This is a genomic window from Flagellimonas amphidinii (assembly GCF_013090115.1).
Taxonomy (GTDB): Bacteria; Bacteroidota; Bacteroidia; order Flavobacteriales; family Flavobacteriaceae; genus Flagellimonas; species Flagellimonas amphidinii.
Window position 1 is genome coordinate 554425 of the sequence record NZ_JABFNN010000039.1, and the last position, 26485, is coordinate 580909.

Here is a 26485-nt window from a genome sequence, read left to right on the forward strand (position 1 = left end):
CCATAGAATTTTTAAGGATTTCGTCTAGTATTAGGAAAAAGATTCATCTTAATTTTAGAATAGTAACCTCGAAAACCGAAGAACTATGTCGTTAAGAAATAATACTAGTCCCAATTATGGTGGTGTGCAGTTAAATTACGTGATAAAAGGATTAGATGCTTTTGTGAATGTACTTGAAAAGGATTTTTTTGCCCAAATCGATGTTCAAACACACCATTGCCCAAAGCGAAAGACTACAGAATTGGTGTTGGATATCCATTGTAATTTTGGAATCACAGAAAGTCTACATTACTTTAATAATGGTAATTGGGGTGGGTTTCAATTTGATGAGAACGGAAATTTGACCCACACCTCTTTTTTATTCAACTTTAATTTGCTGAACTACCAAAACAAGAACACCCTAGATATTATGGAAACATCCTTTCACTTTAAAGATACTTCTGTAATCATCTCAAGACTCAATCCCCATAGTATTCCAACCCAAATTGGAAACATTATGACAAAGATAAGTGAACACTTTGTCCACTTGACCAAGGGGTTGACAGCAATGCCCTTTGAGATATTCATTGCTGTCCTTGAAGAGAAAAAAGTAAATTTCTTTGATGCGGAAGACCCGCAAGAGAGCTATTTTAACTATTGGGGCCTATATTTTGAGGACTGCAAAGAACACTGTGTCATGGTCTATAACCTTGCACAGAAAAAGCTTACCAGGGAAAATCTTTTCCTTTTGGAATAAACAAACTCTCGGCTTAAACTTAATTTTGGAAGAAGTATCCCTACAGTTACTTCGCATTGAACAAAGGTCGTGACATCATGATGTCATTGACCTTTTGTTTTATCTGCTTGATATTGTCCTCGTTCTCTGGCTCCATTAGTACTTGGTCGATAAAATCTACAATCGTAGCCATATCTTCCTCAATAAGACCTCTAGTAGTAATTGCCGGTGTGCCAAACCTAATTCCAGAAGTGATGAATGGAGATTGGTCATCAAAAGGCACCATATTTTTATTGGCTGTAATTGCGGCTTTTTCAAGCGCCTTCTCGGCATCTTTACCTGTTATGTTCTTATTTCTAAGGTCAATCAACATCATGTGGTTGTCCGTCCCTCCTGAAATTACTTTGTAATCCTTGCCCATAAAAGCTTGAGCCATGGCATCAGCATTTTTCTTCACCTGAAGCATGTAGTGCAAAAAGTCATCCGATAAAGCTTCCCCAAAAGCAACCGCTTTGGCTGCAATGATATGCTCCAAAGGTCCACCTTGATTTCCTGGGAACACTGCCAAATCCAACAAGGCCGACATTTTTCTAAGGTTACCGTTCTTTAAACGAATACCAAAAGGATTTTCAAAATTTTCCCCCATTAAAATCAATCCCCCTCTAGGGCCACGTAGGGTTTTGTGCGTGGTTGTGGTCACAATATGGCAATGTGGAATGGGGTCGTTCAAAATGCCTTTGGCAATCAAACCTGCAGGATGCGATATATCCGCCAAGAGAATAGCACCAACACTATCCGCAATTTCACGGAATCGTTTAAAATCCATGTCACGCGAATATGCCGAAGCCCCAGCAATGATAAGTTTTGGTTGTTCCTTATCTGCTATTTCTTGAATCTTATCATAGTTCAAGGTTCCAGTTTCTTCATCCACCCCATAAAAAACGGGGTTGTACAATTTTCCTGAAAAATTTACTGGAGAACCGTGGGTCAAATGCCCTCCGTGTGATAAATCGAACCCTAAAATGGTATCTCCGGGCTGTAGACAAGCATGATAGACCGCTGCATTGGCTTGAGAACCTGAATGAGGTTGAACATTTGCGTAAACAGCCCCAAAAAGTGTTTTGGCTCGGTCAATGGCCAATTGTTCCACTTCATCCACTACCTCACAACCTCCGTAATATCGTTTGCCAGGGTAGCCCTCTGCATATTTATTGGTTAGAACAGAACCCGCAGCCTCCATTACCTGAGGGCTGGTGAAATTTTCAGAAGCTATTAATTCAATACCTTCTATCTGTCTTTTTCTCTCTTGCTCAATGAGCTCAAAAATCTGCTGGTCTCTTTGCATTGGTCCTCAAAATTAAGAAGTGGTAAAATTACAAATAGAATGTGGATTTTAACCTAAAAAACGTAACTGCCCTACTGATTTTATCAAACAACAATTAACAATTACGACTCTTCAATTAAAAAATAAAAAACCTTGATTTTTAGGTTCTTCAACGATAATATACTACCGTTCATCCCTTTTCGTTAATACTTTGGAGGTTTTTGGCACAGCAATTGAAAAAACCTAAATAACCATAAAATCAAAAGACCATGAAAAAAATACTACTCATTGGAATTTTAGCTTTATTGACAGCCTGTAGTGGTGTCAAAAAAACTCAAGAGGCCCTTAACAGTGGTAACTACGTTACCGCAATGAACAAGGCCATTAAAAATTTGACGGAAAACAAAACCAAAAAAGGACATCAAGATTATGTGCTTTTATTGGAAGAAGCCTTTGCCAAAAATGCGCAACGCGAGCAAGAGCAGATTACCTTTTTGAAGAAAGATGGAAATCCAGCAAATTTAGAAACCATTTACACCAAATACCTTCAATTAAAGGATATTCAAGCACGAATCATGCCTTTGCTTCCCTTGCGGATTTACGATGAAGGCAGAAACGCCTCCTTCAATTTTGTGAATTATGACAATCAGATTGTGGGGACTAAAAATGAGCTGTCCAGATACCTTTATGATAATGCATCTGGATTGTTGACCTCAGCAGATGAAAAATATGAGTTCCGTGCTGCTTATGATGATCTTAAATACTTACAGGACATTAATCCCGGGTATAAAGATGTTGTGGCTAAAATGCAGGAAGCCTACAATAAAGGCCTAGAGTATGTAAAAGTAGAGATAGGGAATGCCACAGAGCAAATCATTCCTGAAAGATTGGAAGATGAGCTTTTGGATTTCAATGCCTATGGCATCAATAATTTTTGGATGGAATACCATACCAATCCTCTAGCGGGCATTAACTATGATTATGCGTTGAACTTGGACTTCATGGAAATCAATATTTCTCCAGAACAAGTGCGAGAAAAACAAATTGTAAAGGAAAAGCAAATTAAGGATGGTTATGAGTATCTGTTGGATGAAGAAGGTAATGCTGTAAAAGATAGTTTGGGCAACAGAATTAAAGTGGATAGATTTAGAACCGTACAATGTAGTTTCTACCAGTTTACCCAGTTTAAAAGTGCACAAATTGGTGCCAAAGTTTGCTTTACAGATTTGAACAACGGACAGGAAATCAATTCCTATCCCCTATCCAGCGAGTTTGTCTTTGAGCATATTTATGCCAATTACAAAGGAGATAGAAGAGCATTGGATACAGATTTGATTGCCCTGCTAGATGTTAGAGCTGTTCCTTTCCCAAGTAATGAGCAAATGGTATTTGACGCTGGGGAAGATTTAAAATTAAGGCTGAAGAATATTATTTCGCAAAATCAGTTTACCGCCCAAAATCATTTTAATGATTAGAGGCATATAAATAAAGTTATAACGGGAGTCTCTGCTCCCGTTTTTTTTTGCTTTACATATAGATTTCTAAGTCTGCATCAGCGATGGCCCCATGAGAAGTATGAAAAGTTACTTCACCATCGTTAATGATCAATAATTGTGGCGATTGGTGCAATACCTGAAATTCAGATTCCACTGCATTGGAAACATCTCTATTGGCGTGTAAATCCAAAAAATAGTATGCAGCATCCTGATTGACAGGGTGCTTGCCCGAAAACATCCGTAACACCATACTACTTATTCCACAAGTAGTGGAATGTTTAAAAATCAACTGCGGTGTTTCTTTAGATTTCTCTTTGATAACAGCCAATTGATCCATGGATACCAAAGGTATCCACGGAATTTGTCCATTACTGTGTTCTTCTCCTTCTTTTTTTCCGAAAAAGCCTCCAAATATTCCCATAGCGTAAATTTACAAGATATGTCGAGCTAAGACAAAAAGCTTACAAACTGACGAAATGTCCTTTATTTACAAGGTTTTAGCGACATTTTGACGGTTTCACCCCAATGGTAAGGTTGTTGAAATAGGTAGCATAAAAACAATTGAAAATGAATTTTAACAACTTTACTATAAAATCACAAGAGGCCATTCAAAGGGCCCAACAACTCACGCAAGGCTATGGTCATCAGCAAATAGAGAACGAACATTTGTACAAGGCCATAACCGAAGTGGATGAAAATGTCTTGCCATTTATCCTTAAAAAATTAAATGCCAATACGGCTTTGATCAATCAAATTTTGGATAAAGAGCTAGACAGCTATTCCAAAGTTTCAGGCGGTGAGATTGTGCTGTCCCGAGAAGGAGGGAAAACTTTGAACGAAGCAAGTATCATTGCCAAAAAACAAGGTGATGAATTTGTTTCCATTGAACATTTACTCCTTGCCATTTTTAAATCGAAAAGTAAGATCGCCCAAATTTTAAAAGATCAGGGCGTAACCGAAAAAGATTTGAATGCGGCCATTCAAGAATTGAGAAAAGGTGGAAAAGTGACCTCACAAAGTGCTGAGGAAACCTATAATTCGCTGGACAAATACGCCAAAAACTTAAATCAACTGGCAGATAGTGGCAAATTGGATCCCGTAATTGGTAGGGATGAAGAAATCCGAAGAGTGCTGCAGATACTCTCCAGACGAACCAAGAACAACCCTATGTTGGTGGGTGAACCCGGTGTAGGTAAAACGGCTATCGCCGAAGGTTTGGCCCACAGAATCATTCAGGGTGATGTGCCCGAAAACCTAAAGGATAAAACCATTTATTCTTTGGATATGGGCGCCTTGATCGCAGGAGCAAAATACAAAGGGGAATTTGAAGAACGTTTAAAAGCCGTCATCAAGGAAGTCACCTCATCAGACGGTAATATTGTACTATTTATTGATGAAATTCACACCTTGGTAGGTGCAGGTGGAGGACAAGGCGCAATGGATGCTGCCAATATCCTAAAACCAGCCTTGGCAAGGGGAGAACTCAGAGCAATCGGAGCTACCACCCTTGACGAATACCAAAAGTATTTTGAAAAGGACAAAGCTCTGGAGCGAAGGTTCCAAAAAGTTGTAGTGGATGAACCAGATACTGAAAGTGCCATTTCCATCCTAAGGGGAATCAAGGAAAAATATGAAGCACACCATAAAGTTCGCATCAAAGATGAGGCGGTTATTGCTGCTGTTGAGCTTTCGCAACGTTATATCACCAACAGGTTTTTGCCCGATAAGGCCATTGACCTTATGGACGAGGCCGCTTCCAAACTTCGCATGGAAATCAACTCCAAACCCGAAGAATTGGATGTGCTAGATCGTAAAATTATGCAGTTGGAAATTGAAATAGAGGCCATTAAGCGTGAAAATGATAAGGCCAAGTTACAAACTTTGAATCTGGAATTGGCCAATTTAAAGGAAGATCGCAATGAAATCTTTGCCCAATGGGAAAGTGAAAAAAGAGTGGTCGATGAAATTCAAAAGACCAAACAGGATATTGAGAATTTTAAACTGGAAGCCGAACGTGCAGAACGTAATGGTGACTACGGGAAAGTGGCAGAGCTTCGCTATGGAAAAATAAAGGAAGCCCATGAAAAACTGGAAAAACTACAGGATGAATTGGCGCAACAACAAAACGCGGGTACTCTCATCAAAGAAGAAGTGACCAATGAGGACATCGCAGAAGTGGTTGCCAAATGGACAGGAATACCAGTTACCAAAATGATGCAAAGTGAACGTGAAAAGCTATTGCAACTGGAAGATGTCCTGCATCAGCGCGTGGTGGGTCAGGAAGAAGCCATTACAGCAGTTTCCGATGCCATCCGAAGAAGTAGAGCGGGGTTGCAAGACGCAAAAAAGCCAATCGGTTCCTTCTTATTCCTTGGAAATACAGGGGTGGGAAAAACTGAATTGGCAAAAACATTGGCCGCCTATCTTTTTGATGATGAAAATGCCATCACAAGGATTGATATGAGCGAGTACCAAGAACGTCATTCCGTAAGTAGATTAGTTGGGGCACCTCCCGGTTATGTAGGCTATGATGAAGGTGGTCAGTTGACTGAAGCCGTGAGAAGAAAACCCTATTCAGTAGTGCTCTTGGATGAGATTGAAAAGGCCCACCCGGATACTTTCAACATTCTGTTACAAGTATTGGATGAAGGAAGATTGACAGATAACAAAGGTCGTGTTGCCGATTTCAAAAACGCCATCATTATTATGACAAGCAATATGGGAAGTCAAATCATCCAGGACAAGTTTGAAGGTGCCATCGATATTGAGAATGCCACGGAGGTCGCCCGAACAGAAGTCATGGGGCTATTGCGCAAAACCATTAGGCCTGAATTCCTAAACAGGATTGATGATATTATCATGTTTACTCCTTTGGACAAGGCCAATATCAGGGAAATTGTAAAATTGCAATTAGAGCAATTGAAGAAATTGGTTGGAAAACAACATATTACACTGGATGCAACTGATGAGGCCGTCGCTTATTTGGCGGAAAAGGGTTACGACCCTCAATTTGGCGCACGACCTGTAAAAAGGTTGATTCAAAAAGAGGTGCTGAACAATTTGTCCAAAGAATTGCTTGCCGGGAAGATACAATCGGACAGTATTGTCCTTTTGGATTCTTTTGATGACCAATTAGTGTTCAGAAATCAAAATGAATTGGTGAACTGATCAGATATATTACTGCTGCAAAAACCCTCTTTCTTTGAAAGAGGGTTTTGTTTTTGAATGAATTGGAGCCATTCATCTTTTTTCATTTAAATCCTTATTTTAGTGGCTGATACATTTTTCATATGCCACTTCTTATTGCCGCCCTAGGTATTTTGCTCCTTTTTGTATTGATTGCCAAACTAAAGTTGAACGCTTTTCTATCATTCATCATTGTCTGTCTTTTTGTTGGGATTTTTCAGGGAATGGAATTGGAAAGTTTGGTAAAATCCATTCAGCGGGGTATTGGAAACACGCTTGGTTTTTTAGTCTTGATTTTGGGTCTTGGTGCCATGTTGGGTAAATTGGTTGCAGATAGTGGAGCTGCCCAACAGATAACTACCCAGCTTGTATCCAAATTTGGTGTAAAATATGTGCAATGGGCCATGGTCATTACAGGATTCATTGTAGGCATTCCCATGTTCTATTCCGTTGGCTTTGTTATTTTGATTCCTTTGGTTTTCACTGTGGCATACTCCACTGGGCTTCCACTGCTATATGTTGGACTTCCTATGTTGACCTCTTTATCGGTAACCCATGGATATCTTCCTCCCCATCCCGCTCCAACCGCCATTGCAGCCATGTTCAATGCCGATATTGGAAAAACACTGTTATATGGGCTCATCATTGCTGTTCCCGCAATTATCGTAGCCGGCCCCCTATTCGCCCGTACCATCAAAAAAGTTGAAGCCAAACCTCTTGAAGAATTTTATAATGCGGATGTTATTCCAAAGGAAGAACTGCCTTCAACACTTACCAGTATCTTAACTGCCCTTTCCCCTATTATTTTTATCGGTATCGGTATTGCTGCCGAACAATTTTTGGAGGAAGGCCTGCTAAAAAATATTTTAACTTTTATGGGCAACCCAGTTATTGCTTTACTGATTTCTGTTTTGCTGGCCATTTACACCTTAGGAGTTGCCAGAGGAAAGAAAATGAAAACTGTTATGGATTCACTTTCTACCTCAGTATCGACAATAACAATGATTCTATTGATTATTGCTGGTGCAGGTGCACTCAAAGAAGTTTTAATTGACAGTAAAGTAAGCGACTATATCGCGGAAAGCCTTAAAGGCTCTAGTATTTCACCTCTCGTATTGGCATGGTTGATTGCCACGGTGATACGGGTAAGTGTAGGTTCGGCCACCGTAGCCGGATTAACCGCTGCTGGAATCATTCTTCCCATAGCTACAAGTGCAGAAGTAAGTGCAGAACTCATGGTATTGGCAATTGGATCAGGTAGTTTAATGCTCTCCCATGTAAACGATACTGGTTTTTGGATGTTCAAGGAATATTTCAATTTATCCGTCAAAGAAACCCTGTCCACATGGACTGTCATGGAAACCTTGGTAGGAATCATGGGGCTTATAGGCGTCTTAGTTTTAAACACGATAATATAATTTAAAAATGAGTAACGAATCCCCATCAAACAAAATACAAGAATTAAATCTAATTCTACCACCTGCTCCAAAACCAGCTGGTGTATACAAACCCATTCTAGTAGTTGACAATTTTCTCTATGTATCTGGACAAGGCCCTGTTAATACCGATGGTACTCTTATGCATGGACGTGCAGGTGAAGATTTGGATGCAGATCAAGCGAAACTGGCTGCCAGACAAGTGGGACTCACCATGCTTTCCACCATTACAACACACTTTGGAAGTTTGGACAAAATCAAACGAGTGGTAAAGGTATTGGGAATGGTCAATTGTACTCCAGATTTTGGAAAACACCCATATGTCATTAATGGCTTTAGTGAATTAATGGCTGATGTATTTGGAACGGAAAATGGAATTGGAGTACGAAGTGCAGTAGGAATGATGCTCCCTGAAAATATTCCCGTAGAAATTGAAGCCATGTTCGAACTTCATCAATAGCCAATCATGTTTGTATTTGATGCCCACCTGGACCTTGCCATGAATGCCATGGAATGGAACAGGGACCTAAGACTTCCTATTTCAGAAATTAGAGAACGGGAAAAAGGAATGACCGATAAGCCCGATAGAGCAAAAAATACGGTTTCCCTTCCTGCAATGCGAAAAGGCAATGTTGGTCTTTGCGTGGCCACTCAAATTGCTCGATATGTTGAAAAAGACAGCCCACTTCCGGGATGGAATTCGCAACAGCAAGCTTGGGCGCAGACGCAAGGTCAATTGGCATGGTACAAATCCATGGAGGATTTAGATGAAATGGTGCAAATCACCAACTCCAATCAACTAAATGCCCACTTACAACTTTGGGAAACTGAAAGAGAGGTCAAACCCATTGGATATATTCTCAGCTTGGAAGGAGCGGATTCAATTGTGGACATGAGCTATTTAGAAAAAGCATATGAAGATGGGTTGCGTGCTATTGGACCTGCCCATTATGGCCCTGGTGTATATGCCCATGGAACAGATTCAGAGGGAGGTATTGGTTCAAAAGGGCATGAATTGCTCAAAAAAGTGGAAGAACTGAACCTAATTTTGGATGCTACCCATTTATGTAACGTCAGCTTTTGGGAAACCATGAAAGTTTATCGCGGTCATGTTTGGGCCAGCCACAATAACTGTAGAAAATTGGTGGACCACAATCGTCAATTTTCAGATGAGCAACTAAAAGAACTAATACAAAGAGATGCTATCATTGGAGTAGCCTTGGACGCTTGGATGATGGTTCCCAATTGGATTCGGGGAAAATCAACCCCACAAAGCATGGGAGTTACTTTGGAATTGATGATAAATAACATTGACCATATATGTCAATTGGCCGGAAATTCCAATCATGTAGGTATTGGAACAGATTTGGATGGAGCATTTGGAAAGGAACAATGTCCTGCTGATTTAGATACCATTGCTAATCTTCAAAAAGTACCTGATTTGTTGGTACGGAGAGGTTATAAAGAATCGGATATCAAGAATATTATGCACTTAAATTTCATCAATTTCTTGAGAAGAGTTTGGGATTAGACTACTAAATTCCAAATCTATTTTTCCTCTTTTTATCATCATATACATTTCTGCATATTCCTGTAAAACCAAATTTGTATTATTTGCTCCAGAAATTCCCAATCTGTTAAAAGTGCCCTATTTAATTCATAAAATACCATACAGTATCTGTTTTTTTATATATTAGTTACACCCTATACCAACCAGAACCACTATGAGTAAAAAAGCTGAGCGCACTACTGCTTACATTATTGAGACCGTTGCTCCCATTTTTAACCGGTTTGGATATGTAGGCACCAGCATGAGTGATTTAACCGAGGCAACAGGACTTACCAAAGGTGCTATCTATGGAAATTTTGAAAATAAGGAAGCTCTTGCTTTGTCAGCTTTTGAGTTCAACCGCAATCAATTACTGGCTGTAATTGATGAAAAACTTGATGTAGATGGCGGTGCTATGGACAAGTTGTTTTCCTTAATGAAGTTCTACAGTCAATACGACGTTTTTACCCTGCCTTTGGGCGGTTGTCCCATTCTTAACACAGGGATTGATGCCCAAAGCAATAATAAACTTTTAACCGCTGCGGTAAAAGAAACCATCAAAGAGATTGAAGGCAAGATTGCGTTGGTCCTAGAAAATGGTGTTATCCACAATGAGATTCACCTTCCGGTACCGCCGCTTCAATTTGCAAAACAATTGTTTACCATGGTACAAGGTGCAATTGCCATGTCCACCATGACAAGAGATAGAAAATATTTAATCAATACCATTGCATATTTGGAGCATTTGGTACAGGAAGAAATCAAAAAGTAGCCTATATGGAATTATCGTGCAGACAATACGCACGATAAAACAAAAATATACGTTAGTTTCATTACAGTTAATCCCAAAATATCATGGGACCAACACGCAAAAGCATGCAAACGACCAAATTGATCATTCTAATTGCCCTTATAGTTTTAGGCATTGGTTGCAAAGAAGATGCAAAGACTGACCCTGTCATTTCTACATTTTATCTAATAAGGCATGCAGAAAAAGATCGTTCCAATCCTGAAAATCCAGACCCAGAGCTGAATCAAGATGGTCTGGGAAGATCTATACGTTGGGCAGAGGTTTTTGACCCCATAGATTTGGATGTTATATACTCCACAAACTACGAGCGTACATCCATGACAGCTGCTCCTACATCTGTAAAAAAAGATATTGATACACAATACTACGACCCTAGCACATTGGATATTGAAGAATTTTTGACGACCAATGAAGGTCACAATGTCTTAATTGTTGGGCATAGCAATACCACTCCAGAATTTGCCAATAAGCTCATCGGTTTTGATAAATACGATGATATGGATGATGATGACAACAGCAGCCTCTTCATTGTACGCATCATCGATGGTACACCCACAGATATTAGACTAAAAATGGATTAGTTCTTCTGAACTGCTATTTCCGCAAGTTCAATCTTGGAAAGTTCTTCCAATCCTCCTTGCTCAAATAATTTGCCTATTTCCAAAATGGAAGTTCCTTTATTTTTTGGTTTGTAATTGATATAATCCACAAACCGGATTCCATTTATATACCGTTCATTATAAGCTTCCCTAAATCGTTGTCCCCCTCCATTTACATGAAAGTCATAGGCTAAATACGAAGACTTAAAAGTTTGTTGATCAAACCAGTACACGTAGGTGTCATCAAAATCCTCTCCTCCTCCTTCTTGATGAAACGTTACCTTGATTTTATAATAGTCCTGTCCTTTTATAGTTTCCTTCCCCAAGAGTTCCTTATTTACGGCGGCATCATTCAAACCAAAAGGCAACCGGGCAAAATAGTGTACAGAATTTACCGAGTTTGCATACCTATTCGCTATGGAATCTGATAAAACACTTAAAGAATCATTGACAAAACGTTGAAAGTTACCATTGGAAAGCACATCAGTTAGAACAATGGAATCCAAAAAAGTAATTCGCTGCAAGACCTTTTTTCCTTTTCCTTGTTGTGAAACATATTTTCTATCCCGAAACATGAATGAAACGGTATGGTTGTTAAACTTTTCTCCACCAGTCACCTCAATGGATGTATCTATGATTTCTTGGGCAGTATAATCCGTCTTTTTCGATTGTTTACAAGCTACAAGCATCAAAATGAAGAGCACACCTAAATATCTTTTCATCAATTTGGTTTTATGTGTAATCGTAAAATGTGCCACAACATTACAATTTTCTTGAAGAAGAGTTCCTATTTTTGCCCTCAATGCAGCAAAACATCAACATAAAAAACAAAAGAGCCCGATTTGATTATGAAATTCTGGATACCTATACCGCTGGAATTGTTTTGGGAGGAACCGAAATAAAATCCATCCGGTTGGGAAAGGCATCCTTATCGCAAAGCTTTTGTGAATTTAATGATAAAGGAGAGCTTTTTGTTATCAATATGCAGATAGATGAGTACAGTCATGGCGGACACTATAATCATAGACCAAAGGCTGAACGCAAACTTTTGCTCAACAAGAGGGAATTGAAAAAATTACGCAAAGAAGTCATAACCTCCGGACTTACCATTATACCGCTCAACCTTTTTATTAATGAAAGAGGGCTGGCAAAAATGAACGTGGGATTGGCAAAGGGTAAAAAGTTATATGACAAGCGTGAGACCATTAAAGACCGTGATAACAAACGTAACCTTTCCAGGGTCAAGAAAAACTTCAACAACTAGTTTTTGTCCTCTAAGAGTGGAACAAACCTAAAATGTCCCAATTCCTGTTTTTCAAACTTTTTTTCTGATTTGCGGGTGAACAGGGTCATTATTTGGTCATCAATACCAACAGGAATCACCAGTCTTCCTCCCACTTTTAATTGCGACATTAGGGCTTTTGGTACTTCTGGGGCGCCAGCCGTTACGATTATGCCATCAAAAGGAGCATCCTCTGGCAACCCTTTATACCCATCTCCAAAAATGGTTTTTTTGGGTCGATAATTCATCTTGTTAAAAAACAATTTGGTCTTTTTAAAAAGCTCTTGTTGGCGTTCAATAGTGTACACCTTAGCTTTTAATTGTAATAAAACCGCTGTTTGATATCCACTTCCAGTTCCTATTTCTAAAATGGAGTCATTGGGTTTTATTTGCAATAACTCCGTTTGAAAGGCTACCGTATAAGGCTGCGAAATAGTCTGGTCCGCACCAATGGGAAAAGCTTTATCCTGATACGCATGATCCTCAAAACTACTATCCAAAAAAAGATGTCGGGGCACTACTTTTATAGCTGCCAGCACCTTGGCATCCTTAATTCCTTTGGCTTCTAGCACACTGGCCAATTTGTTCCGCATTCCTTGATGCTTCAACGAATCTCTCATGGTCTTTGGTCTGGTACACGAATTTAACAAGTTCCTCAAAACTTTGCTTCAGGTTTGCCACTTAAATTTTATGGAAGACTGGTGTCATATCCGTATTTTTGAAAAAAACTCGAACTATGCTAAAAGTTGGTGTCCTAGGAGCCGGTCATTTGGGAAAAATTCATTTGAGACTCCTTAACCAGTCCGAAAAATATGAACTGGTTGGCTTTTATGATCCAGATGAAATCAATGCCAAAAGAGTAGCCACCGAATTTGGGTATACCTATTTTGAAAACATCAACAAGTTAATAGATGCTGTTGATGTTGTGGATATAGTCACCCCTACCCTTTCTCATTTTGATTGTGCAAAGAAATCCATAGAAAAAGGGAAACACATCTTTATAGAAAAACCTATCACAAACACCATCCAAGAAGCGGAAGAACTCCTGAAATTGGCCGATGAGCATCAGGTAAAAGGACAAGTAGGGCATGTTGAACGATTCAATCCAGCTTTTTTGTCCGTAAAGAACAAAATTGAAAACCCAATGTTCATCGAAACCCATAGATTGGCGGAATTTAATCCGCGAGGAACTGATGTGCCCGTGGTTTTAGACCTTATGATTCATGATATTGATGTCATTCTGAGTGTAGTCCCCTCTGAAGTCAAACAAATTAATGCCAGCGGTGTTTCTGTGATCAGCAGTTCTCCAGATATTGCCAATGCAAGAATTGAATTTGAAAATGGTTGTGTGGCCAATTTGACATCAAGCCGAATTTCATTGAAAAATATGCGTAAATCCCGTTTTTTTCAGCGTGATGCATATATCTCTGTAGACTTTTTAGAAAAGAAAGTTGAAGTAGTAAAAATGAAGGATGCTCCAGAAAATCCTGGGGATTTTGATATGATTCTGCAAAATGCCGAAGGTGAAAAGAAGCAAATCTATTTTGAAAACCCAGAAATTGAGGTCAACAATGCCATATTGGACGAGTTGGAAACCTTTGCAGATGCCATAAACAATAACACCGCTCCCATTGTAACACTTGAACAGGGTACCAAAGCACTCAAAGTAGCCCTTCAAATTATTGGTTCATTTAAAAACTAATATGTTGGTTTGATTCATCCTCAAACACAACATTTTAAAATAATATCCTTATGAAAAACGTAGCAGTAATCGGTGCGGGGACCATGGGCAATGGAATTGCGCACGTGTTTGCACAAAACGGATTCAATGTAAACCTTATTGACATTGCACAAGCATCATTGGACAAAGGCATTGCCACCATCACCAAAAATTTGGACCGTATGTTGGCAAAAGAAATCATTACAGAAGTCGATAAAGCCGTAACACTTGAAAATATTTCCACTTTTACAAATGTAAAACAAGGGATTGCTAATGTAGACTTGGTGGTTGAAGCTGCTACAGAAAACTTAGACATTAAACTGAAGATTTTTGAGGATTTGGACAAAGACTGTCCAACCGGTACTATTTTGGCCACCAATACCTCATCCATTTCCATTACGCAAATTGCCGCGGTTACCCAAAGACCAGAAAAGGTAATCGGGATGCACTTTATGAATCCAGTGCCTATCATGAAATTGGTAGAAATCATTCGCGGTTACAATACTTCTGATGCAGTGACCCAAACTATTATGGAACTCTCTAAAAAACTGGGCAAAACACCTACTGAGGTGAATGATTATCCTGGTTTTGTGGCCAATAGAATTTTAATGCCCATGATCAATGAGGCTATTGAAACCTTGTATAATGGTGTTGCAGGAGTCCGCGAAATAGATACCGTAATGAAGTTGGGCATGGCGCACCCCATGGGTCCACTTCAATTGGCAGACTTTATAGGTTTGGATGTTTGTCTTTCTATTTTAAATGTTATGTATGATGGTTTTAAAAACCCAAAATATGCACCGTGTCCCCTATTGGTGAATATGGTCATGGCTGGAAAATTAGGTGCAAAATCCGGGGAAGGATTCTATGATTACTCCGAATCCAGAAAGGCAGAAAAGATAGCTGCACAATTCAATTAACGGGAAATGGCCAAAATTAGACCTTTTAAGGCCATACGCCCTGCCAAAGATAAAGTATCCTTTGTGGCATCCCGATCTTATGAGGAGTACTCCAAAGGTGAACTCAGGTGTATTTTAAAGTACAATCCCTTTTCCTTTTTGCACATCATCAACCCTGGTTTTAAGTTTGAAAAAACCATCACTGGTAAAGAACGATTTCGTTTAGTGCGCAATCGGTATCTGGAGTTTTTGGAAGATGCTATTTTTCAAAAAGACGAAGAAGCCTGTTTTTACCTGTATCAAATTGGCAAGGGCGATTTCAAAAGCCTTGGATTCTTTTGTGCTTGCAGCGTGGAGGATTATCGAAAGGATGTCATTAAAAAACATGAGGACACCATCCAACGAAGGGAACAATTATTTGCCGATTATCTCTACACAGTTGGATTCAATGCCGAACCTGTGCTCATGACCTATGCTGATGATGACTCTATAAGCAAACTATTTCGGAAAGAAATTACCAAGCAACCTGAATATGACTTCACCACAACGGATAGGGTAAGCCATAAACTGTGGAAAATTTCGGATTCTGGTACCATTGCACATTTGGAAACCATTTTTTCGACAATGGATCCTTTATATATTGCGGATGGTCATCACCGGAGTGCTTCGTCAAATTTATTGGCTGAGAAAATGGAAAATGAAAATACCTCCCATTCCAAAACTGAAGCCTATAATTTTTTCATGGCCTACCTCATTCCTGAGTCTGAAATCAAGATTTATGAATTCAACCGAATGGTGCGAGACCTCAATGGATTGTCCAAGGAAGAATTCCTCATCAAGCTGGATGAGTTTTACAGAATTGAAAAAAAGGATGATGGCCTTTACAAACCAACCAAAAAGCATCATTTCAGCATGTACTTGGAGGGTGAATTTTATTCGCTCTATTTGAGAAAGACCAAATACAATTTTACGGATGCCCTGAGCGCTCTGGACACGCAGATTTTGTACAAAACCATTCTAGAGCCCATTTTGGGCATCAAAGACCTTCGGAACGACAAACGAATCTCATACGGTTACGGAAAACACAATCTTATCAAAATGAAGGATAGTGTGGACAGTGGAACTTTTGCCGTAGGTTTTAGTCTGGTCCCCATCAATATAGATGAAATTAAAGCTATTGCAGATGCCGGTTTGGTAATGCCCCCTAAAAGCACTTATATTGAACCGAAGTTACGAAGTGGCCTGACCATTTATGAACTTTAAAGAATTTTAAATGTCAGTAAAAAGAAATCTTGAGCAAATTAAGGGCAACCTCCCTGATAATGTGACTTTGGTGGCAGTTTCCAAAACCAAACCCAATGAAGCCATTGTAGAAGCACATGAAGCTGGTCAGCGTGTTTTTGGAGAGAACAAAGTGCAGGAAATGGTGCAAAAATGGGAAACATTGCCCAAGGATATTCAATGGCACATGATTGGTCATTTGCAGCGCAATAAAGTAAAATATATGGCTGAGTTTGTGGCTTTGATCCATGGAGTTGACAGCCTTCGTCTATTACTGGAGATCAACAAGCAAGCTAAAAAACACGATAGGGTAATTTCATGCCTGCTACAAGTGCATATTGCTGAAGAGGACACCAAATTTGGGTTTGACCGCACAGAATTGATGGAACTGATCAATTCGGGCGAATTCCAAGCCTTGGAAAACATAAAAATTGAGGGGCTCATGGGTATGGCCACTTTCACCACTGATGAAAACCAAATAAGAAAGGAATTCGCAAGTTTAAAATCCATTTTTGAAGCATTGCGGCAAAAATTGCCGGAAATCTGCATCCTTTCCATGGGTATGAGTGGCGATTATGCCATTGCCATTGAAGAAGGAAGCACCATGGTACGCATAGGAAGTAGTATATTTGGAGCCCGTAATTATTCCTAAACCCATAAGATTTTTCATGTACGCCATTCTTGACATTGAAAGTACCGGAGGAAAATACAATGAAGAAGGCATCATGGAAATTGCAATCCACAAATTTGATGGGCATGAAGTGGTAGATAAATTCATGAGTTTGATCAATCCGGAAAGGGAAATTCAACCTTTTGTGGCCAAGCTTACGGGCATCAACAATAAAATGTTGCGCACGGCGCCAAAATTCCACGAGGTGGCCAAAAGAATTGTTGAAATTACTGAAGGAACCATCATAGTGGCCCATAATGCCCAATTTGATTACAGGATTTTGCGTACTGAATTCAGAAGATTGGGATATGACTTTCAGCGCAAAACCATCTGTACGGTAGATCTTTCTCAAAAGTTATTGCCCGATGCAGAATCGCATAGTTTGGGAAAATTGGTTCGCTCCTTGGGAATTCCGATGAGTGATAGACATCGTGCCAATGGTGATGCTATTGCTACCGTCAAACTCTTTAAACTATTACTTGCCAAGGATACGGATAAGAGCATATTAAAACAAGTAACCCGGGAAGAAGAACATGGAGAGCTATCCCCTACCCAATTGGATATTGTTTCGGAACTGCCTTCTGAAACCGGGGTGTATTACATGCATGATAAAGAAGGCGAAATCATCTTTCTGGGAAAAACCAAGGATATCAAAAAAAGGGTCAACCAACACTTTACCAATGCGGGAACTTTAGGCAGAAGGCTCCAAAAAGAAACCAAAAAGGTCAGTCACGAAAGGACCGGAAGCGAGCTGGTGGCCATTCTCAAGGAATATGAAGAACTCAGAAAAACGCGTCCAAAACATAATACCATATCCAAAAAGAAGCTCTATTCCCATGTTATCAATTTTTCAAAAAATGGTACGCCACACATCATTTTGGAAATTGTAAAAAACAAACTTGGAAAGGAGCGACAAATAGGATTCAACGGGATGCCTTCTGCAAAGAACTTCTTGCAAAGAATAAGTGACGAATTTGAAGTTTGCCCTACTTCCATCGGTTTAGACCTTCCTTGCAATCATGAAAACGGTGTTTGCAAAGAAAAGTGTACTGATATTGCTGATGCTTTAAATTACAACCAAAAAATTGACAATGCTTTTTCCAAGTATAGTCTAAAAAACAAAAGTATAGCACTTCTGGACAGAGGAAGAGAAACCGGCGAACGTAGTTTTATTTTGATTAAAAATGGTGAGCTTCAAGGTTTTGGTTATGTGGAACTCAATCACCAAATCAATAATATTCATATATTAGAATCGATAATCACTCCAATGACGAGCGATTCTAACACCACATTTATCATTGAATCCTATTTAAGAAAAAAACATAGGATAAAAATTTTAGAGCTAACACTCACCTCTTGAAAGCACAGAAAGTACAGTCCGGTTGGAAAAAAAAGCTTCATGAAATAATTTATGAGGCAGATACCCCTTCGGGCAAAATATTCGACATTGCTTTATTCATTCTGATCATCATCAGTGTAATTCTGGTAATGTTGGAAAGTATTGAAGAGGTAGACCAACACTACCATGGTATACTTTTAGCTTTGGAATGGGTAGTTACCATTTTCTTCACCTTTGAATACATAGCAAGGCTGATCAGCATAAAAAAACCATTGAAATATGCTTTCAGTTTCTATGGGATAATTGATTTCTTGTCTACGATACCACTTTACCTGTCCTATATTCTGGCAGGTTCCCAAGTACTTTTAGCTGTACGGGCCTTCCGTCTACTTCGTATTTTCAGAATATTGAAACTGGTAAAATTTATTGGCGAGGCATCTCAGCTTCAAGCTGCGCTACGGGCCAGCAGAACCAAAATTGCCGTGTTTATCTATGTGGTGCTCATTCTATCGGTAATCTTGGGTACACTTATGTATTTGATCGAAGGTGACGAGGCAGGTTTCACCAGTATTCCCAGAAGTATTTATTGGACTATAGTAACCCTTACCACTGTTGGTTATGGTGACATAGCTCCTCAAACAGATTTGGGACAGTTCTTTGCTACGATTATCATGATACTGGGTTACGGAATCATTGCCGTTCCCACTGGGATTGTAACCGTAGAATTTTCTAAGCAAACTAAAGGAAAACAACAGCAACAGCATGATATTGTCCACCTGAACACCCAAGCATGCACCAATTGCTCCGCAGAGGGACATAGAGATGATGCCACCCACTGCTATAATTGTGGTCACCCCCTATGAGTTCTAAGATTCTAATTGCCGTTGTTGGTCCCACTGCCATTGGAAAAACAGCTTTGGGAATTCTGTTGGCCAAACATTTCAATACTGAGATCATTTCGGCAGATTCCAGGCAGTTTTTTAAAGAAATGAGGATAGGCACAGCAGTTCCTTCTCCTGATGAATTACAACAAGTCACACATCATTTTATTCAGCATAAAAGTATTGTTGAGGCGTATTCTGTTGGCGACTTTGAAAAAGAAGCCTTGGATAAATTAGAAGAATTGTTTGAGAACAATACTATTGCCATTGTAGTGGGAGGCAGTGGTTTATATGTTGATGCTTTGATCAATGGTTTGGATGAATTCCCTGAGGTTTACCCAAAAATTCGGCAAGATTTAAATCAAAGATTGCAACAAGATGGCCTTGAAAGTCTTCAAAAGGACCTACAGGAAAGAGACCCAACATATTATGATATTGTGGATTTAGACAATCCGCATCGAGTAATCAGGGCTTTGGAGGTTTGTATTGCATCAAGGCAACCCTATTCATCATTTCTCAACCAAAAAAAGCAAGGGAGAGACTTTAAACATTTATACATTGGTATTAACGCACCAAGGGAAACCATTTACGAACGCATCAATGCCCGTGTGGATGTTATGATGGAAAATGGTTTATTGGATGAAGTCAAAAAGCTACAGCAACACAAAGACCTAAATGCTTTAAAAACAGTTGGTTACAAAGAGCTTTTTGAATATCTTGATGAACAATGCTCTCTGGATTTTGCTGTTTCGGAAATCAAAAAAAATACCAGACGTTTTGCAAAACGCCAATTGACATGGTTGCGAAAGAATGAAAGTATTATTTGGGTAGATTATAACGAAGATCCCAAAAAAATTATAGCAAAAGTCACAGCACAAATCAATAATCTATAACATGCCCGAAAATAAGCGCATACTAGTGGTCATGGGAGTTAGTGGAACTGGAAAAACCACTATCGGGAAGCTTCTTTCAAACAAATTGGGCTATCCTTTTTTTGATGGTGATGATTTTCATCCTGAAGAGAATATCAAAAAAATGAACTCAAGGATACCTTTGACAGATGAAGACCGAAAAGGATGGCTCTTAAAACTGAATCAGATAGCTCTCGAAAATGAGCATACTGGAGCGATCATAGGTTGTTCTGCTTTAAAAAAAACCTATCGAGATATTTTAAGGAACGGTTTAGAAGCAAAAATGGAATTTGTTTATTTGGCAGGTAGTTTTGAACAGGTGAAATCCAGATTGGAAAGCAGAAAAGGCCATTTTATGCCCATTGAACTTTTACAATCCCAATTTGACACTTTGGAAGTACCAGAAAAAGCCATCAAAGTTTCTATTGCCCAAAATCCAGATGAGATTGTCAAAGAAGTTCTGGAACAGCTTTGAAAGATGGGGTTTAAAAACCATACTCCATAAAAAAGCCACCTTTTAGGTGGCTTTTTTATTAGAATCGAAAGATTTTATTCATTTTCTGCCTTCACGACCAATCTGAAACCTTCACCATGAATGTTCAGGATTTCCACAACATCGTCTTTCTTCAGATATTTTCTAAGCTTGGCAATATATACGTCCATACTTCTGGAAGTGAAATAATTATCGTCTCTCCAAATTTTGGTCAGAGCCAACTCTCTGGGCATTAAATCATTTTCATGCAAGGCCAAGAGTCTAAGCAGTTCATTTTCTTTGGGAGAAAGCTTAATGGGTTCTTCTTCTTTATATTTAAGAAAACGTAGTTTGGAATTTAAATGGAAATTACCGATTTGAAATTCAAATTGTTTGCTGTCCGCCAAGGTACTGGAAGCTTTTCTTTGAAGAATGGCTTTGAGTTTCATCAATAATACCTCAGAATCAAATGGTTTGTTGAGATAATCATCCGCTCCAGCTTTATATCCCTTTAAAACATCCTCTTTCATGGTCTTCGCAGTAAGGAAAATAATAGGGACATTCTCGTTCTTTTCACGGATTTCCTTGGCAAGGGTAAATCCATCCTTATAGGGCATCATTACATCTAAAATACAGACATCGTAGTTGTCCTTTTTAAACTTTTCAAACCCTTCCATCCCATTTTTGGCAAGAACCACATCAAAGTCGTTCATAGATAGATAATCCTTGAGTACAATACCAAAATTGGGGTCGTCCTCTACCAACAATATTTTCTTTTTCTCTGTTTCCATAGTTAACTTCTAAATTAAAGGGAGTTTTATAAAGAAAGTGCTTCCTTTTCCTTTTTCACTTTCTGCGTAAACCTCACCTTGATGATCTTCTATTATTCGTTTTACATAGGCCAATCCTAAACCGTGGCCTTTTACATTATGTATATCTCCGGTATGCTCCCGGTAAAATTTTTCAAATACTTTTTTGAGTACTGCCTTGCTCATCCCAGCTCCTTGATCCTGAACTTTGATTACAATGCTATTCTTCACCAATTCAGTATATACATCAATTTTTGGCGGTTCTGGTGAATATTTAACGGCATTGTCCAAAATATTCACCAAAACATTGGTCATATGTGTTTCATTGGCCAAAACCTCTGACCTTTCTGATTTCATATGGGAATTCACATAACCGCCTCTATCTTTCACAATTAAATCGATGTGAGCTATGGCATCTGAGATTAATTCATGAACATCAACTCTATCTTTACTGATATCCAACTGGTTTTTTTCCAGTTTTGATATTCTCAACACATTTTCAACTTGGGCATGCATGCGTTTGTTTTCATCCCTAATCATGCCCAAATAGCGCTTCACCTTATCTTGACTGCCAATTATCTGGGGGTTTTGAATAGCCTCTACGGCTAAATTAATTGTGGCAATGGGCGTCTTGAATTCATGCGTCATATTATTGATGAAATCAGACTTTATCTCAGAAATCTGTTTCTGTTTGATCAATTGGTATATGGCGCTGGTATAGGCTATCAAAATGACCAATGTAAAAATCAAGGATAAAAATGCCATCCCCATAATCGACCTAAACAAGAACTTTTTCATGGTTGGGAAAGTGAGCAATAACGAAAAATTAGTCTGTCCCTCACTATCCTTGAAAATAGGAGCTTCGTACATTTTTACTTCAGAGAACTTGAATTTTTTTGATCGAACCTTGGTTGGGTAACCTTGACTGTACACGCCATATTCATAGTCAATATCAACACCTCTGTTCTTTAGTTCTTGGCTCAACAATAATTCCAGCTCTTGCTTGGTGACTCGTTTATGAATGGGTCTGCTTTTGGCATATTCCATGAACACATCTTCCCAAGCGGCTTTGTCTATACTGGACAATCCCCCTATTTTTTCAGCTCTTTGGATAGGTGTCAAACTATACCTTTTTCCATCTAGACCGTACTCTTCTTTGAAGATGGCCTTAGTACGTTTACTTGTAAAGTTTTTAATCGTAGTAGTGTCATCTTCACTTTCTATATTATCAAAGAACGTTGACGTAATATTATAGTCTTCTTCTAAAATTCCATGGGAATAAAAGAGAATTTCATCTGAATTCAAGTCTCGGTCAACAAACAAAAAATTTCTGAACTGTGTTGTTTTGGGTTGACCAATACTATCTACCAGTGAAGCCAAACGATCTGAATAATCTTTCATCTCCCTTTTCTCCACCCTACTAGCCACTTTGTCCAGTATATCCGTAACCGTTCTTGAGAATTGTTCTTCTTTGTCGTTTATAGAAGTTCTTATCCAATAAACCTGAACAAAAATTATCCCAGTGAGGGACAAACTCATCAAAATGACCAGAAGAACAAATAGCTTCTTGTTCATTGCGGTAAAATTAGAAATTTAACATTTAGACCTTTTATCGTTTAACCTAACCTTAACAAAAATGTTAAAATTACGGGGTTGCAAACCCTATGAGCCTTTCATGAAGTTCGGCGACCCTTGCCCTGGTCTGCTCCATATCTATATTGGTGATGCAAAAATGTGCAAGGTCTATTTTTAAGTTATCATCCAATTGATTTTTCATGCGCTCCAACACCTCTTTTTCAGACGAACCATCTCGTTTTATGGTGCGTTCCAAGCGAAGTTCTATAGGAGCAGTGACCAGAATTACATAATCATACAGATTCTGAACTCCATTTTCAAAAATCAGTGCTGTTTCTTGAATAACGTAAGGTTTCTTCTGACTCTGTACCCATTCCTGAAAATGCTTTCTCACGGCGGGATGCACTATTCCATTCAATTTTTCCAGTAACTCTGAATCACTAAAAACCTTTTTTGCAATATATGCCCTGTTCAATTCCTCATGCACATAAGCTCCACTGCCCAAAAGATCAACAATAGCTTTTTTGAGTTCAGAAGAGGTAACCATCAAATGCTTGGCCTCCTTATCAGAATCATAAACTGGAACTCCAAGCTCCCTAAACATAGTGGCAACAGTACTTTTCCCACTACCGATACCTCCTGTCAACCCAATTATTTTCATAGCTGTTCCAAAACAAAATTAACTCTGTTCTCTTGCAATTTTACATCATAAACATTTGCTGGGGCTTGCTTGATTGTTAGAAACAAGGTATTATTTTTTGAATCTGTAAATTGGGTATAATCTGAAACAACTTCAAAATCGGCAGCATCAATCTCTTTTAAGCGGTCCACGGTTGCCTTACATAATACTGAAACTGAATTGGGAAAGGTTTTTACTTGATAGCCTTCAGGTAAATTCAATACTTTGACCGGAACCTCAAAAACCCTTTCGGAAAACTTCGCAACCTTTCCAGAAACAGTAACCCTATTGGTCGCATATATTGTATTGTCCAGACCCTTGGGCAAGATAAGGTTTGCCTCTTTTTTAAAATCTGAAGAGATATTGGTCAATTCAATTTTTGATGTAGAAATACCCTTAAGGGTATCTATTTCATTTTTTGGTCCTTTAATAATGATATGAGAGGGATCTATTTTCAGTTCACCATCCAAAATAAAATTAGGTTCATACTGAATATTCAAATCTGCCCTAATAGGAATTTCCCGAGAGTCTACCTCATACAAATCCACCACCAATTGATTTCTATCAAAATCCAACAGCGAAATGTTTTGGGAAAGTTGCCAATCCATTTGCTTTTTAAGTTCATCTTCAGAGATTATGTATTGTCCGCTCTGGAGAACAACCTGGGAAGCATCAATATCTATGCGTTTATTGATAAAGTTGAAGTATAAAAATTGAAAACCACTGGTTCTGATTTTCGCCTCAATTTGATCCGTTGCATTTTTGCCCAACAGCAAAGTATCTGGTAAATTCCTGTAGTTTATGGTGAAATTTGCCCTAGACTCGTAGGATTCTGACAGATTGCTCAAAAACCAAGCGAAAAAAGAGCATGCCAAGAACAGTGAAAATATCTTCACCTTTCTTTGATTGAGGCCTTGCAATAAATTTTTAAACACTTTTATTTACGCTTAAAAAACAGTTTTGGAAACAGTCCCTCTGGCTCCTTTTTACTAAAATTAAGCAACATTGTGGACTTGAGAAAGCCTATTCCATATCCTGTAAACTGTGTTAATGCCGCAAAAATTGCGTAAAATGCCACTTTGAGACTTTTATTTTTCACTAAAGCGTCCAAAAACAACACTATAAAATATAAGGCATAAAGCGCTAAAGGCCAAAGCATTCCAAAAAGCGCTAAAACTATCGATACCAGCAGCCCCAACATGAAAAAAGTAGGAAACCAGTAGGTAAGTTTGGCCGTACCTGGGTGCCATTTGTTGAGTATGGGCCTAACACTACCAAATTTGTTCACTTGTATGTAGAATTTGTTCCAATCTATTCGGCGTTTGTGATACACATAAGCTTTGGGAAACAATCGAGAGTTGTATCCCGCTTTCCAAATACGGAACGTAAGATCTGGGTCTTCTCCCGGATGAATTCTGCCAAAACCACCAGCCTTTTCAAATGCCTCTTTGGAAATGCCCATATTGAAGCTTCTGGGCTGGAATTTCCCAACAGATTTTTCCTTTCCCCTAATGCCCCCGGTTGTCAAAAAAGAGGTCATCACATAATTGATTGCCTTCTGGACAATAGTGAAGGACTCGTCCGCTGCATCTGGTCCGCCAAAACAATGTACAAACGCTTTTTCCAATTCTTTTTGGACTTCAGAAAGGTATTGTTTGGGCAGAATACAATCGGAATCCAATATGATAAAATAATTGCCTTGCGCCTTTTGCATTCCATAGTTCCTGGAATCACCAGGGCCTGAATTTTCCTTGAAATAATAAGAAATCTGCAACTTGTCTTCAAACTGCTGTACAATTGTTTCCGAACTTTCTGAAGAACCATCTTCCACAATGACCACTTCGTAAGGTAAGTCAAAATCTTGCACCAAAAGGCTTTGTAACAATTCCCGAATTTCTTCAGGTCTGTTATAAACCGGAACCACTATGGAAAGAAATGTATTCATATGAAATAGAAAAGCCATCCATTAATGGATGGCTTTAAGACTTTTATGTTTGAATTACTCTGAAAATTCATCAATAACTTCTTGACTCACACCAGTATTGGAGAATCCTCCATCGTGGAAGAGATTCTGCATAGTTACCTTTTTCGTCAAATCTGAAAAAAGTGTAACGGTATAGTCCGCACAATCATCCGCAGTGGCATTACCCAGCGGGGACATTTTTTCAGCATAGCTGATGAATCCACCAAAACCTTTTACACCTTGTCCGGCAGTAGTTGGGGTTGGTGACTGTGAAATGGTATTTACCCTTACTTTCTTCTCTTTTCCAAAGAAGTAACCAAAACTTCTGGCCACAGATTCCAAATAAGCTTTATTGTCCGCCATATCATTATAGTCTGGGAAAGTTCTCTGAGCCGCCATATAGGTCAGGGCAACAATACTCCCCCACTCGTTCATGGCATCTGCCTTGTACAGCGTTTGTAATACTTTGTGAAAAGAAAGCGCAGAAACATCCCATCCCTTGGCCGTAAAATCATAATTCTCATCCGTATATGCTCTACCTTTTCTAACGTTTACCGACATTCCTATGGAGTGAAGGACAAAATCCAGTTTTCCACCCAAAATTTCCATAGCTTGGGTTACCAAATTTTCCAATTCTTCCTCTTTGGTTGCATCAGCAGGAATAATTTCTGAGTTGGTTTTAGCTGCCAAATCTTTGATTTGTCCCATGCGCATGGCGATAGGTGCATTGGTAAGAACAAAAGTTCCACCCTCTGCATGCACTCGTTCCGCTGTTTTCCATGCAATAGAGTTTTCATCCAAAGCACCAAAAATGATTCCTTTTTTACCTTTTAAAAGATTGTATGCCATATGTATTGTACTATAGTTGGTTCGCCGACAAAGATATTT

Annotated in this window: 27 protein-coding genes; 17 read left to right on the forward strand and 10 right to left on the reverse strand. The window is 38.9% G+C overall.

All coding sequences use genetic code 11. From position 1 onward, the window contains the following. Positions 1 to 85 precede the first annotated feature (85 nt). Positions 86 to 736: a hypothetical protein gene (locus tag HJC33_RS14390; protein WP_171659514.1), complete on the forward strand. Its 651-nt coding sequence runs from the start codon at positions 86 to 88 to the stop codon at positions 734 to 736. Positions 737 to 782: 46 nt separating this feature from the next. Here HJC33_RS14390 and glyA read toward each other — a convergent pair whose 3' ends face one another. Further along, positions 783 to 2060 carry a serine hydroxymethyltransferase gene (gene glyA, locus HJC33_RS14395; RefSeq protein ID WP_171659515.1) on the reverse strand — a complete coding sequence of 426 codons (1278 nt, stop codon included), beginning with the start codon at positions 2058 to 2060 and terminating at the stop codon, positions 783 to 785. A gap of 248 nt (positions 2061 to 2308) precedes the next feature. Here glyA and HJC33_RS14400 point away from each other — a divergent pair, with 248 nt between their 5' ends. Beyond that, positions 2309 to 3514 carry a hypothetical protein gene (locus tag HJC33_RS14400; protein WP_171659516.1) on the forward strand — a complete coding sequence of 402 codons (1206 nt, stop codon included), beginning with the start codon at positions 2309 to 2311 and terminating at the stop codon, positions 3512 to 3514. A 52-nt stretch (positions 3515 to 3566) separates the two neighbouring features. On the opposite strand, the gene ytxJ is transcribed toward HJC33_RS14400, so the two are convergent. Continuing rightward, positions 3567 to 3956, reverse strand: a complete 390-nt coding sequence (gene ytxJ, locus HJC33_RS14405; RefSeq protein WP_171659517.1) for a bacillithiol system redox-active protein YtxJ — start codon at positions 3954 to 3956, stop codon at positions 3567 to 3569. Between the two features lie 146 nt (positions 3957 to 4102). Between ytxJ and clpB the strand changes: the two genes are divergently transcribed. The 6 genes from clpB (at position 4103) to HJC33_RS14435 (ending at position 11098) form a co-directional block, all read left to right on the forward strand. Then, complete coding sequence (clpB, locus tag HJC33_RS14410) at positions 4103 to 6703, forward strand: ATP-dependent chaperone ClpB (protein ID WP_171659518.1); 2601 nt, start codon at positions 4103 to 4105, stop codon at positions 6701 to 6703. Positions 6704 to 6825: 122 nt separating this feature from the next. Beyond that, entirely contained in the window at positions 6826 to 8139 is a 1314-nt protein-coding gene (locus tag HJC33_RS14415; RefSeq protein WP_171659519.1) for a gluconate:H+ symporter, read from the forward strand. Positions 8140 to 8146: 7 nt separating this feature from the next. Then, entirely contained in the window at positions 8147 to 8617 is a 471-nt protein-coding gene (locus HJC33_RS14420) for a RidA family protein (RefSeq protein ID WP_171659520.1), read from the forward strand. Between the two features lie 6 nt (positions 8618 to 8623). Continuing rightward, a complete protein-coding gene (locus tag HJC33_RS14425; RefSeq protein ID WP_171659521.1) occupies positions 8624 to 9688 on the forward strand; it encodes a dipeptidase in 1065 nt (354 codons plus the stop codon). A gap of 193 nt (positions 9689 to 9881) precedes the next feature. After that, on the forward strand, positions 9882 to 10478 hold the full coding sequence (locus HJC33_RS14430) for a TetR/AcrR family transcriptional regulator (protein ID WP_171659522.1): 597 nt from the start codon (positions 9882 to 9884) through the stop codon (positions 10476 to 10478). Between the two features lie 104 nt (positions 10479 to 10582). Next, positions 10583 to 11098, forward strand: coding sequence for a SixA phosphatase family protein (locus HJC33_RS14435; protein WP_171659523.1), 516 nt, complete (start codon positions 10583 to 10585; stop codon positions 11096 to 11098). Here the strand turns inward: HJC33_RS14435 and HJC33_RS14440 are convergent. Beyond that, entirely contained in the window at positions 11095 to 11838 is a 744-nt protein-coding gene (locus HJC33_RS14440; RefSeq protein WP_171659524.1) for a DUF6503 family protein, read from the reverse strand. The genes HJC33_RS14435 and HJC33_RS14440 overlap by 4 nt on opposite strands. Before the next feature lie 80 nt (positions 11839 to 11918). Between HJC33_RS14440 and smpB the strand changes: the two genes are divergently transcribed. Beyond that, the gene (gene smpB, locus HJC33_RS14445) at positions 11919 to 12380 is read left to right on the forward strand and encodes an SsrA-binding protein SmpB (RefSeq protein ID WP_171659657.1); all 462 of its coding nucleotides are present in this window, start codon (positions 11919 to 11921) and stop codon (positions 12378 to 12380) included. On the opposite strand, the gene HJC33_RS14450 is transcribed toward smpB, so the two are convergent. Then, positions 12377 to 13018: a protein-L-isoaspartate(D-aspartate) O-methyltransferase gene (locus HJC33_RS14450; RefSeq protein ID WP_171659525.1), complete on the reverse strand. Its 642-nt coding sequence runs from the start codon at positions 13016 to 13018 to the stop codon at positions 12377 to 12379. The genes smpB and HJC33_RS14450 overlap by 4 nt on opposite strands. Before the next feature lie 116 nt (positions 13019 to 13134). Here HJC33_RS14450 and HJC33_RS14455 point away from each other — a divergent pair, with 116 nt between their 5' ends. From HJC33_RS14455 to HJC33_RS14490, 8 genes are read left to right on the forward strand one after another with little or no spacing between them, the layout of a single operon-like run. Further along, positions 13135 to 14100: a Gfo/Idh/MocA family protein gene (locus HJC33_RS14455; RefSeq protein ID WP_171659526.1), complete on the forward strand. Its 966-nt coding sequence runs from the start codon at positions 13135 to 13137 to the stop codon at positions 14098 to 14100. A 50-nt stretch (positions 14101 to 14150) separates the two neighbouring features. Continuing rightward, a complete protein-coding gene (locus HJC33_RS14460; RefSeq protein ID WP_171659527.1) occupies positions 14151 to 15038 on the forward strand; it encodes a 3-hydroxyacyl-CoA dehydrogenase family protein in 888 nt (295 codons plus the stop codon). Between the two features lie 6 nt (positions 15039 to 15044). Next, positions 15045 to 16280 carry a DUF1015 domain-containing protein gene (locus HJC33_RS14465; RefSeq protein ID WP_171659528.1) on the forward strand — a complete coding sequence of 412 codons (1236 nt, stop codon included), beginning with the start codon at positions 15045 to 15047 and terminating at the stop codon, positions 16278 to 16280. Positions 16281 to 16290: 10 nt separating this feature from the next. Then, positions 16291 to 16950: a YggS family pyridoxal phosphate-dependent enzyme gene (locus tag HJC33_RS14470; protein WP_171659529.1), complete on the forward strand. Its 660-nt coding sequence runs from the start codon at positions 16291 to 16293 to the stop codon at positions 16948 to 16950. Positions 16951 to 16966: 16 nt separating this feature from the next. Then, the gene (locus HJC33_RS14475; protein ID WP_171659530.1) at positions 16967 to 18328 is read left to right on the forward strand and encodes an exonuclease domain-containing protein; all 1362 of its coding nucleotides are present in this window, start codon (positions 16967 to 16969) and stop codon (positions 18326 to 18328) included. Continuing rightward, positions 18325 to 19170 carry an ion transporter gene (locus HJC33_RS14480; RefSeq protein WP_171659531.1) on the forward strand — a complete coding sequence of 282 codons (846 nt, stop codon included), beginning with the start codon at positions 18325 to 18327 and terminating at the stop codon, positions 19168 to 19170. The genes HJC33_RS14475 and HJC33_RS14480 overlap by 4 nt, the downstream gene beginning before the upstream one ends. Then, on the forward strand, positions 19167 to 20081 hold the full coding sequence (gene miaA, locus HJC33_RS14485; RefSeq protein ID WP_171659532.1) for a tRNA (adenosine(37)-N6)-dimethylallyltransferase MiaA: 915 nt from the start codon (positions 19167 to 19169) through the stop codon (positions 20079 to 20081). The genes HJC33_RS14480 and miaA overlap by 4 nt, the downstream gene beginning before the upstream one ends. A gap of 1 nt (position 20082) precedes the next feature. Continuing rightward, the gene (locus tag HJC33_RS14490; protein ID WP_171659533.1) at positions 20083 to 20574 is read left to right on the forward strand and encodes a gluconokinase; all 492 of its coding nucleotides are present in this window, start codon (positions 20083 to 20085) and stop codon (positions 20572 to 20574) included. 74 nt (positions 20575 to 20648) lie between these two features. On the opposite strand, the gene HJC33_RS14495 is transcribed toward HJC33_RS14490, so the two are convergent. The 6 genes from HJC33_RS14495 to HJC33_RS14520 form a co-directional block, all read right to left on the reverse strand. Continuing rightward, positions 20649 to 21362, reverse strand: a complete 714-nt coding sequence (locus HJC33_RS14495; RefSeq protein WP_171659534.1) for a response regulator transcription factor — start codon at positions 21360 to 21362, stop codon at positions 20649 to 20651. A gap of 9 nt (positions 21363 to 21371) precedes the next feature. After that, positions 21372 to 22955: a sensor histidine kinase gene (locus tag HJC33_RS14500; protein ID WP_171659535.1), complete on the reverse strand. Its 1584-nt coding sequence runs from the start codon at positions 22953 to 22955 to the stop codon at positions 21372 to 21374. Positions 22956 to 23025: 70 nt separating this feature from the next. Continuing rightward, entirely contained in the window at positions 23026 to 23616 is a 591-nt protein-coding gene (gene coaE / locus HJC33_RS14505) for a dephospho-CoA kinase (protein ID WP_171659536.1), read from the reverse strand. After that, entirely contained in the window at positions 23613 to 24530 is a 918-nt protein-coding gene (locus HJC33_RS14510; RefSeq protein ID WP_171659537.1) for a CdaR family protein, read from the reverse strand. The genes coaE and HJC33_RS14510 overlap by 4 nt, the downstream gene beginning before the upstream one ends. 41 nt (positions 24531 to 24571) lie before the next feature. Further along, on the reverse strand, positions 24572 to 25579 hold the full coding sequence (locus HJC33_RS14515; protein ID WP_171659658.1) for a glycosyltransferase family 2 protein: 1008 nt from the start codon (positions 25577 to 25579) through the stop codon (positions 24572 to 24574). Positions 25580 to 25633: 54 nt separating this feature from the next. After that, positions 25634 to 26446 carry an enoyl-ACP reductase FabI gene (locus tag HJC33_RS14520; RefSeq protein WP_171659538.1) on the reverse strand — a complete coding sequence of 271 codons (813 nt, stop codon included), beginning with the start codon at positions 26444 to 26446 and terminating at the stop codon, positions 25634 to 25636. Positions 26447 to 26485: the final 39 nt, after the last annotated feature.

Excerpts from the sequence above, each read along its gene's own strand:
- HJC33_RS14490 (WP_171659533.1), top strand. The coding sequence starts at position 20,083 with ATGCCCGAAAATAAGCGCATACTAGTGGTCATGGGAGTTAGTGGAACT.
- HJC33_RS14400 (WP_171659516.1), top strand. The coding sequence starts at position 2,309 with ATGAAAAAAATACTACTCATTGGAATTTTAGCTTTATTGACAGCCTGT.
- HJC33_RS14460 (WP_171659527.1), top strand. The coding sequence starts at position 14,151 with ATGAAAAACGTAGCAGTAATCGGTGCGGGGACCATGGGCAATGGAATT.
- HJC33_RS14470 (WP_171659529.1), top strand. The coding sequence starts at position 16,291 with ATGTCAGTAAAAAGAAATCTTGAGCAAATTAAGGGCAACCTCCCTGAT.
- HJC33_RS14500 (WP_171659535.1), bottom strand. The coding sequence starts at position 22,955 with ATGAACAAGAAGCTATTTGTTCTTCTGGTCATTTTGATGAGTTTGTCC.
- smpB (WP_171659657.1), top strand. The coding sequence starts at position 11,919 with ATGCAGCAAAACATCAACATAAAAAACAAAAGAGCCCGATTTGATTAT.
- miaA (WP_171659532.1), top strand. The coding sequence starts at position 19,167 with ATGAGTTCTAAGATTCTAATTGCCGTTGTTGGTCCCACTGCCATTGGA.
- HJC33_RS14415 (WP_171659519.1), top strand. The coding sequence starts at position 6,826 with ATGCCACTTCTTATTGCCGCCCTAGGTATTTTGCTCCTTTTTGTATTG.
- HJC33_RS14450 (WP_171659525.1), bottom strand. The coding sequence starts at position 13,018 with ATGAGAGATTCGTTGAAGCATCAAGGAATGCGGAACAAATTGGCCAGT.
- HJC33_RS14520 (WP_171659538.1), bottom strand. The coding sequence starts at position 26,446 with ATGGCATACAATCTTTTAAAAGGTAAAAAAGGAATCATTTTTGGTGCT.
- HJC33_RS14440 (WP_171659524.1), bottom strand. The coding sequence starts at position 11,838 with ATGAAAAGATATTTAGGTGTGCTCTTCATTTTGATGCTTGTAGCTTGT.
- ytxJ (WP_171659517.1), bottom strand. The coding sequence starts at position 3,956 with ATGGGAATATTTGGAGGCTTTTTCGGAAAAAAAGAAGGAGAAGAACAC.
- HJC33_RS14495 (WP_171659534.1), bottom strand. The coding sequence starts at position 21,362 with ATGGAAACAGAGAAAAAGAAAATATTGTTGGTAGAGGACGACCCCAAT.
- HJC33_RS14465 (WP_171659528.1), top strand. The coding sequence starts at position 15,045 with ATGGCCAAAATTAGACCTTTTAAGGCCATACGCCCTGCCAAAGATAAA.
- HJC33_RS14455 (WP_171659526.1), top strand. The coding sequence starts at position 13,135 with ATGCTAAAAGTTGGTGTCCTAGGAGCCGGTCATTTGGGAAAAATTCAT.
- clpB (WP_171659518.1), top strand. The coding sequence starts at position 4,103 with ATGAATTTTAACAACTTTACTATAAAATCACAAGAGGCCATTCAAAGG.
- coaE (WP_171659536.1), bottom strand. The coding sequence starts at position 23,616 with ATGAAAATAATTGGGTTGACAGGAGGTATCGGTAGTGGGAAAAGTACT.
- HJC33_RS14420 (WP_171659520.1), top strand. The coding sequence starts at position 8,147 with ATGAGTAACGAATCCCCATCAAACAAAATACAAGAATTAAATCTAATT.
- HJC33_RS14430 (WP_171659522.1), top strand. The coding sequence starts at position 9,882 with ATGAGTAAAAAAGCTGAGCGCACTACTGCTTACATTATTGAGACCGTT.
- glyA (WP_171659515.1), bottom strand. The coding sequence starts at position 2,060 with ATGCAAAGAGACCAGCAGATTTTTGAGCTCATTGAGCAAGAGAGAAAA.
- HJC33_RS14515 (WP_171659658.1), bottom strand. The coding sequence starts at position 25,579 with ATGAATACATTTCTTTCCATAGTGGTTCCGGTTTATAACAGACCTGAA.
- HJC33_RS14475 (WP_171659530.1), top strand. The coding sequence starts at position 16,967 with ATGTACGCCATTCTTGACATTGAAAGTACCGGAGGAAAATACAATGAA.
- HJC33_RS14425 (WP_171659521.1), top strand. The coding sequence starts at position 8,624 with ATGTTTGTATTTGATGCCCACCTGGACCTTGCCATGAATGCCATGGAA.
- HJC33_RS14435 (WP_171659523.1), top strand. The coding sequence starts at position 10,583 with ATGCAAACGACCAAATTGATCATTCTAATTGCCCTTATAGTTTTAGGC.
- HJC33_RS14390 (WP_171659514.1), top strand. The coding sequence starts at position 86 with ATGTCGTTAAGAAATAATACTAGTCCCAATTATGGTGGTGTGCAGTTA.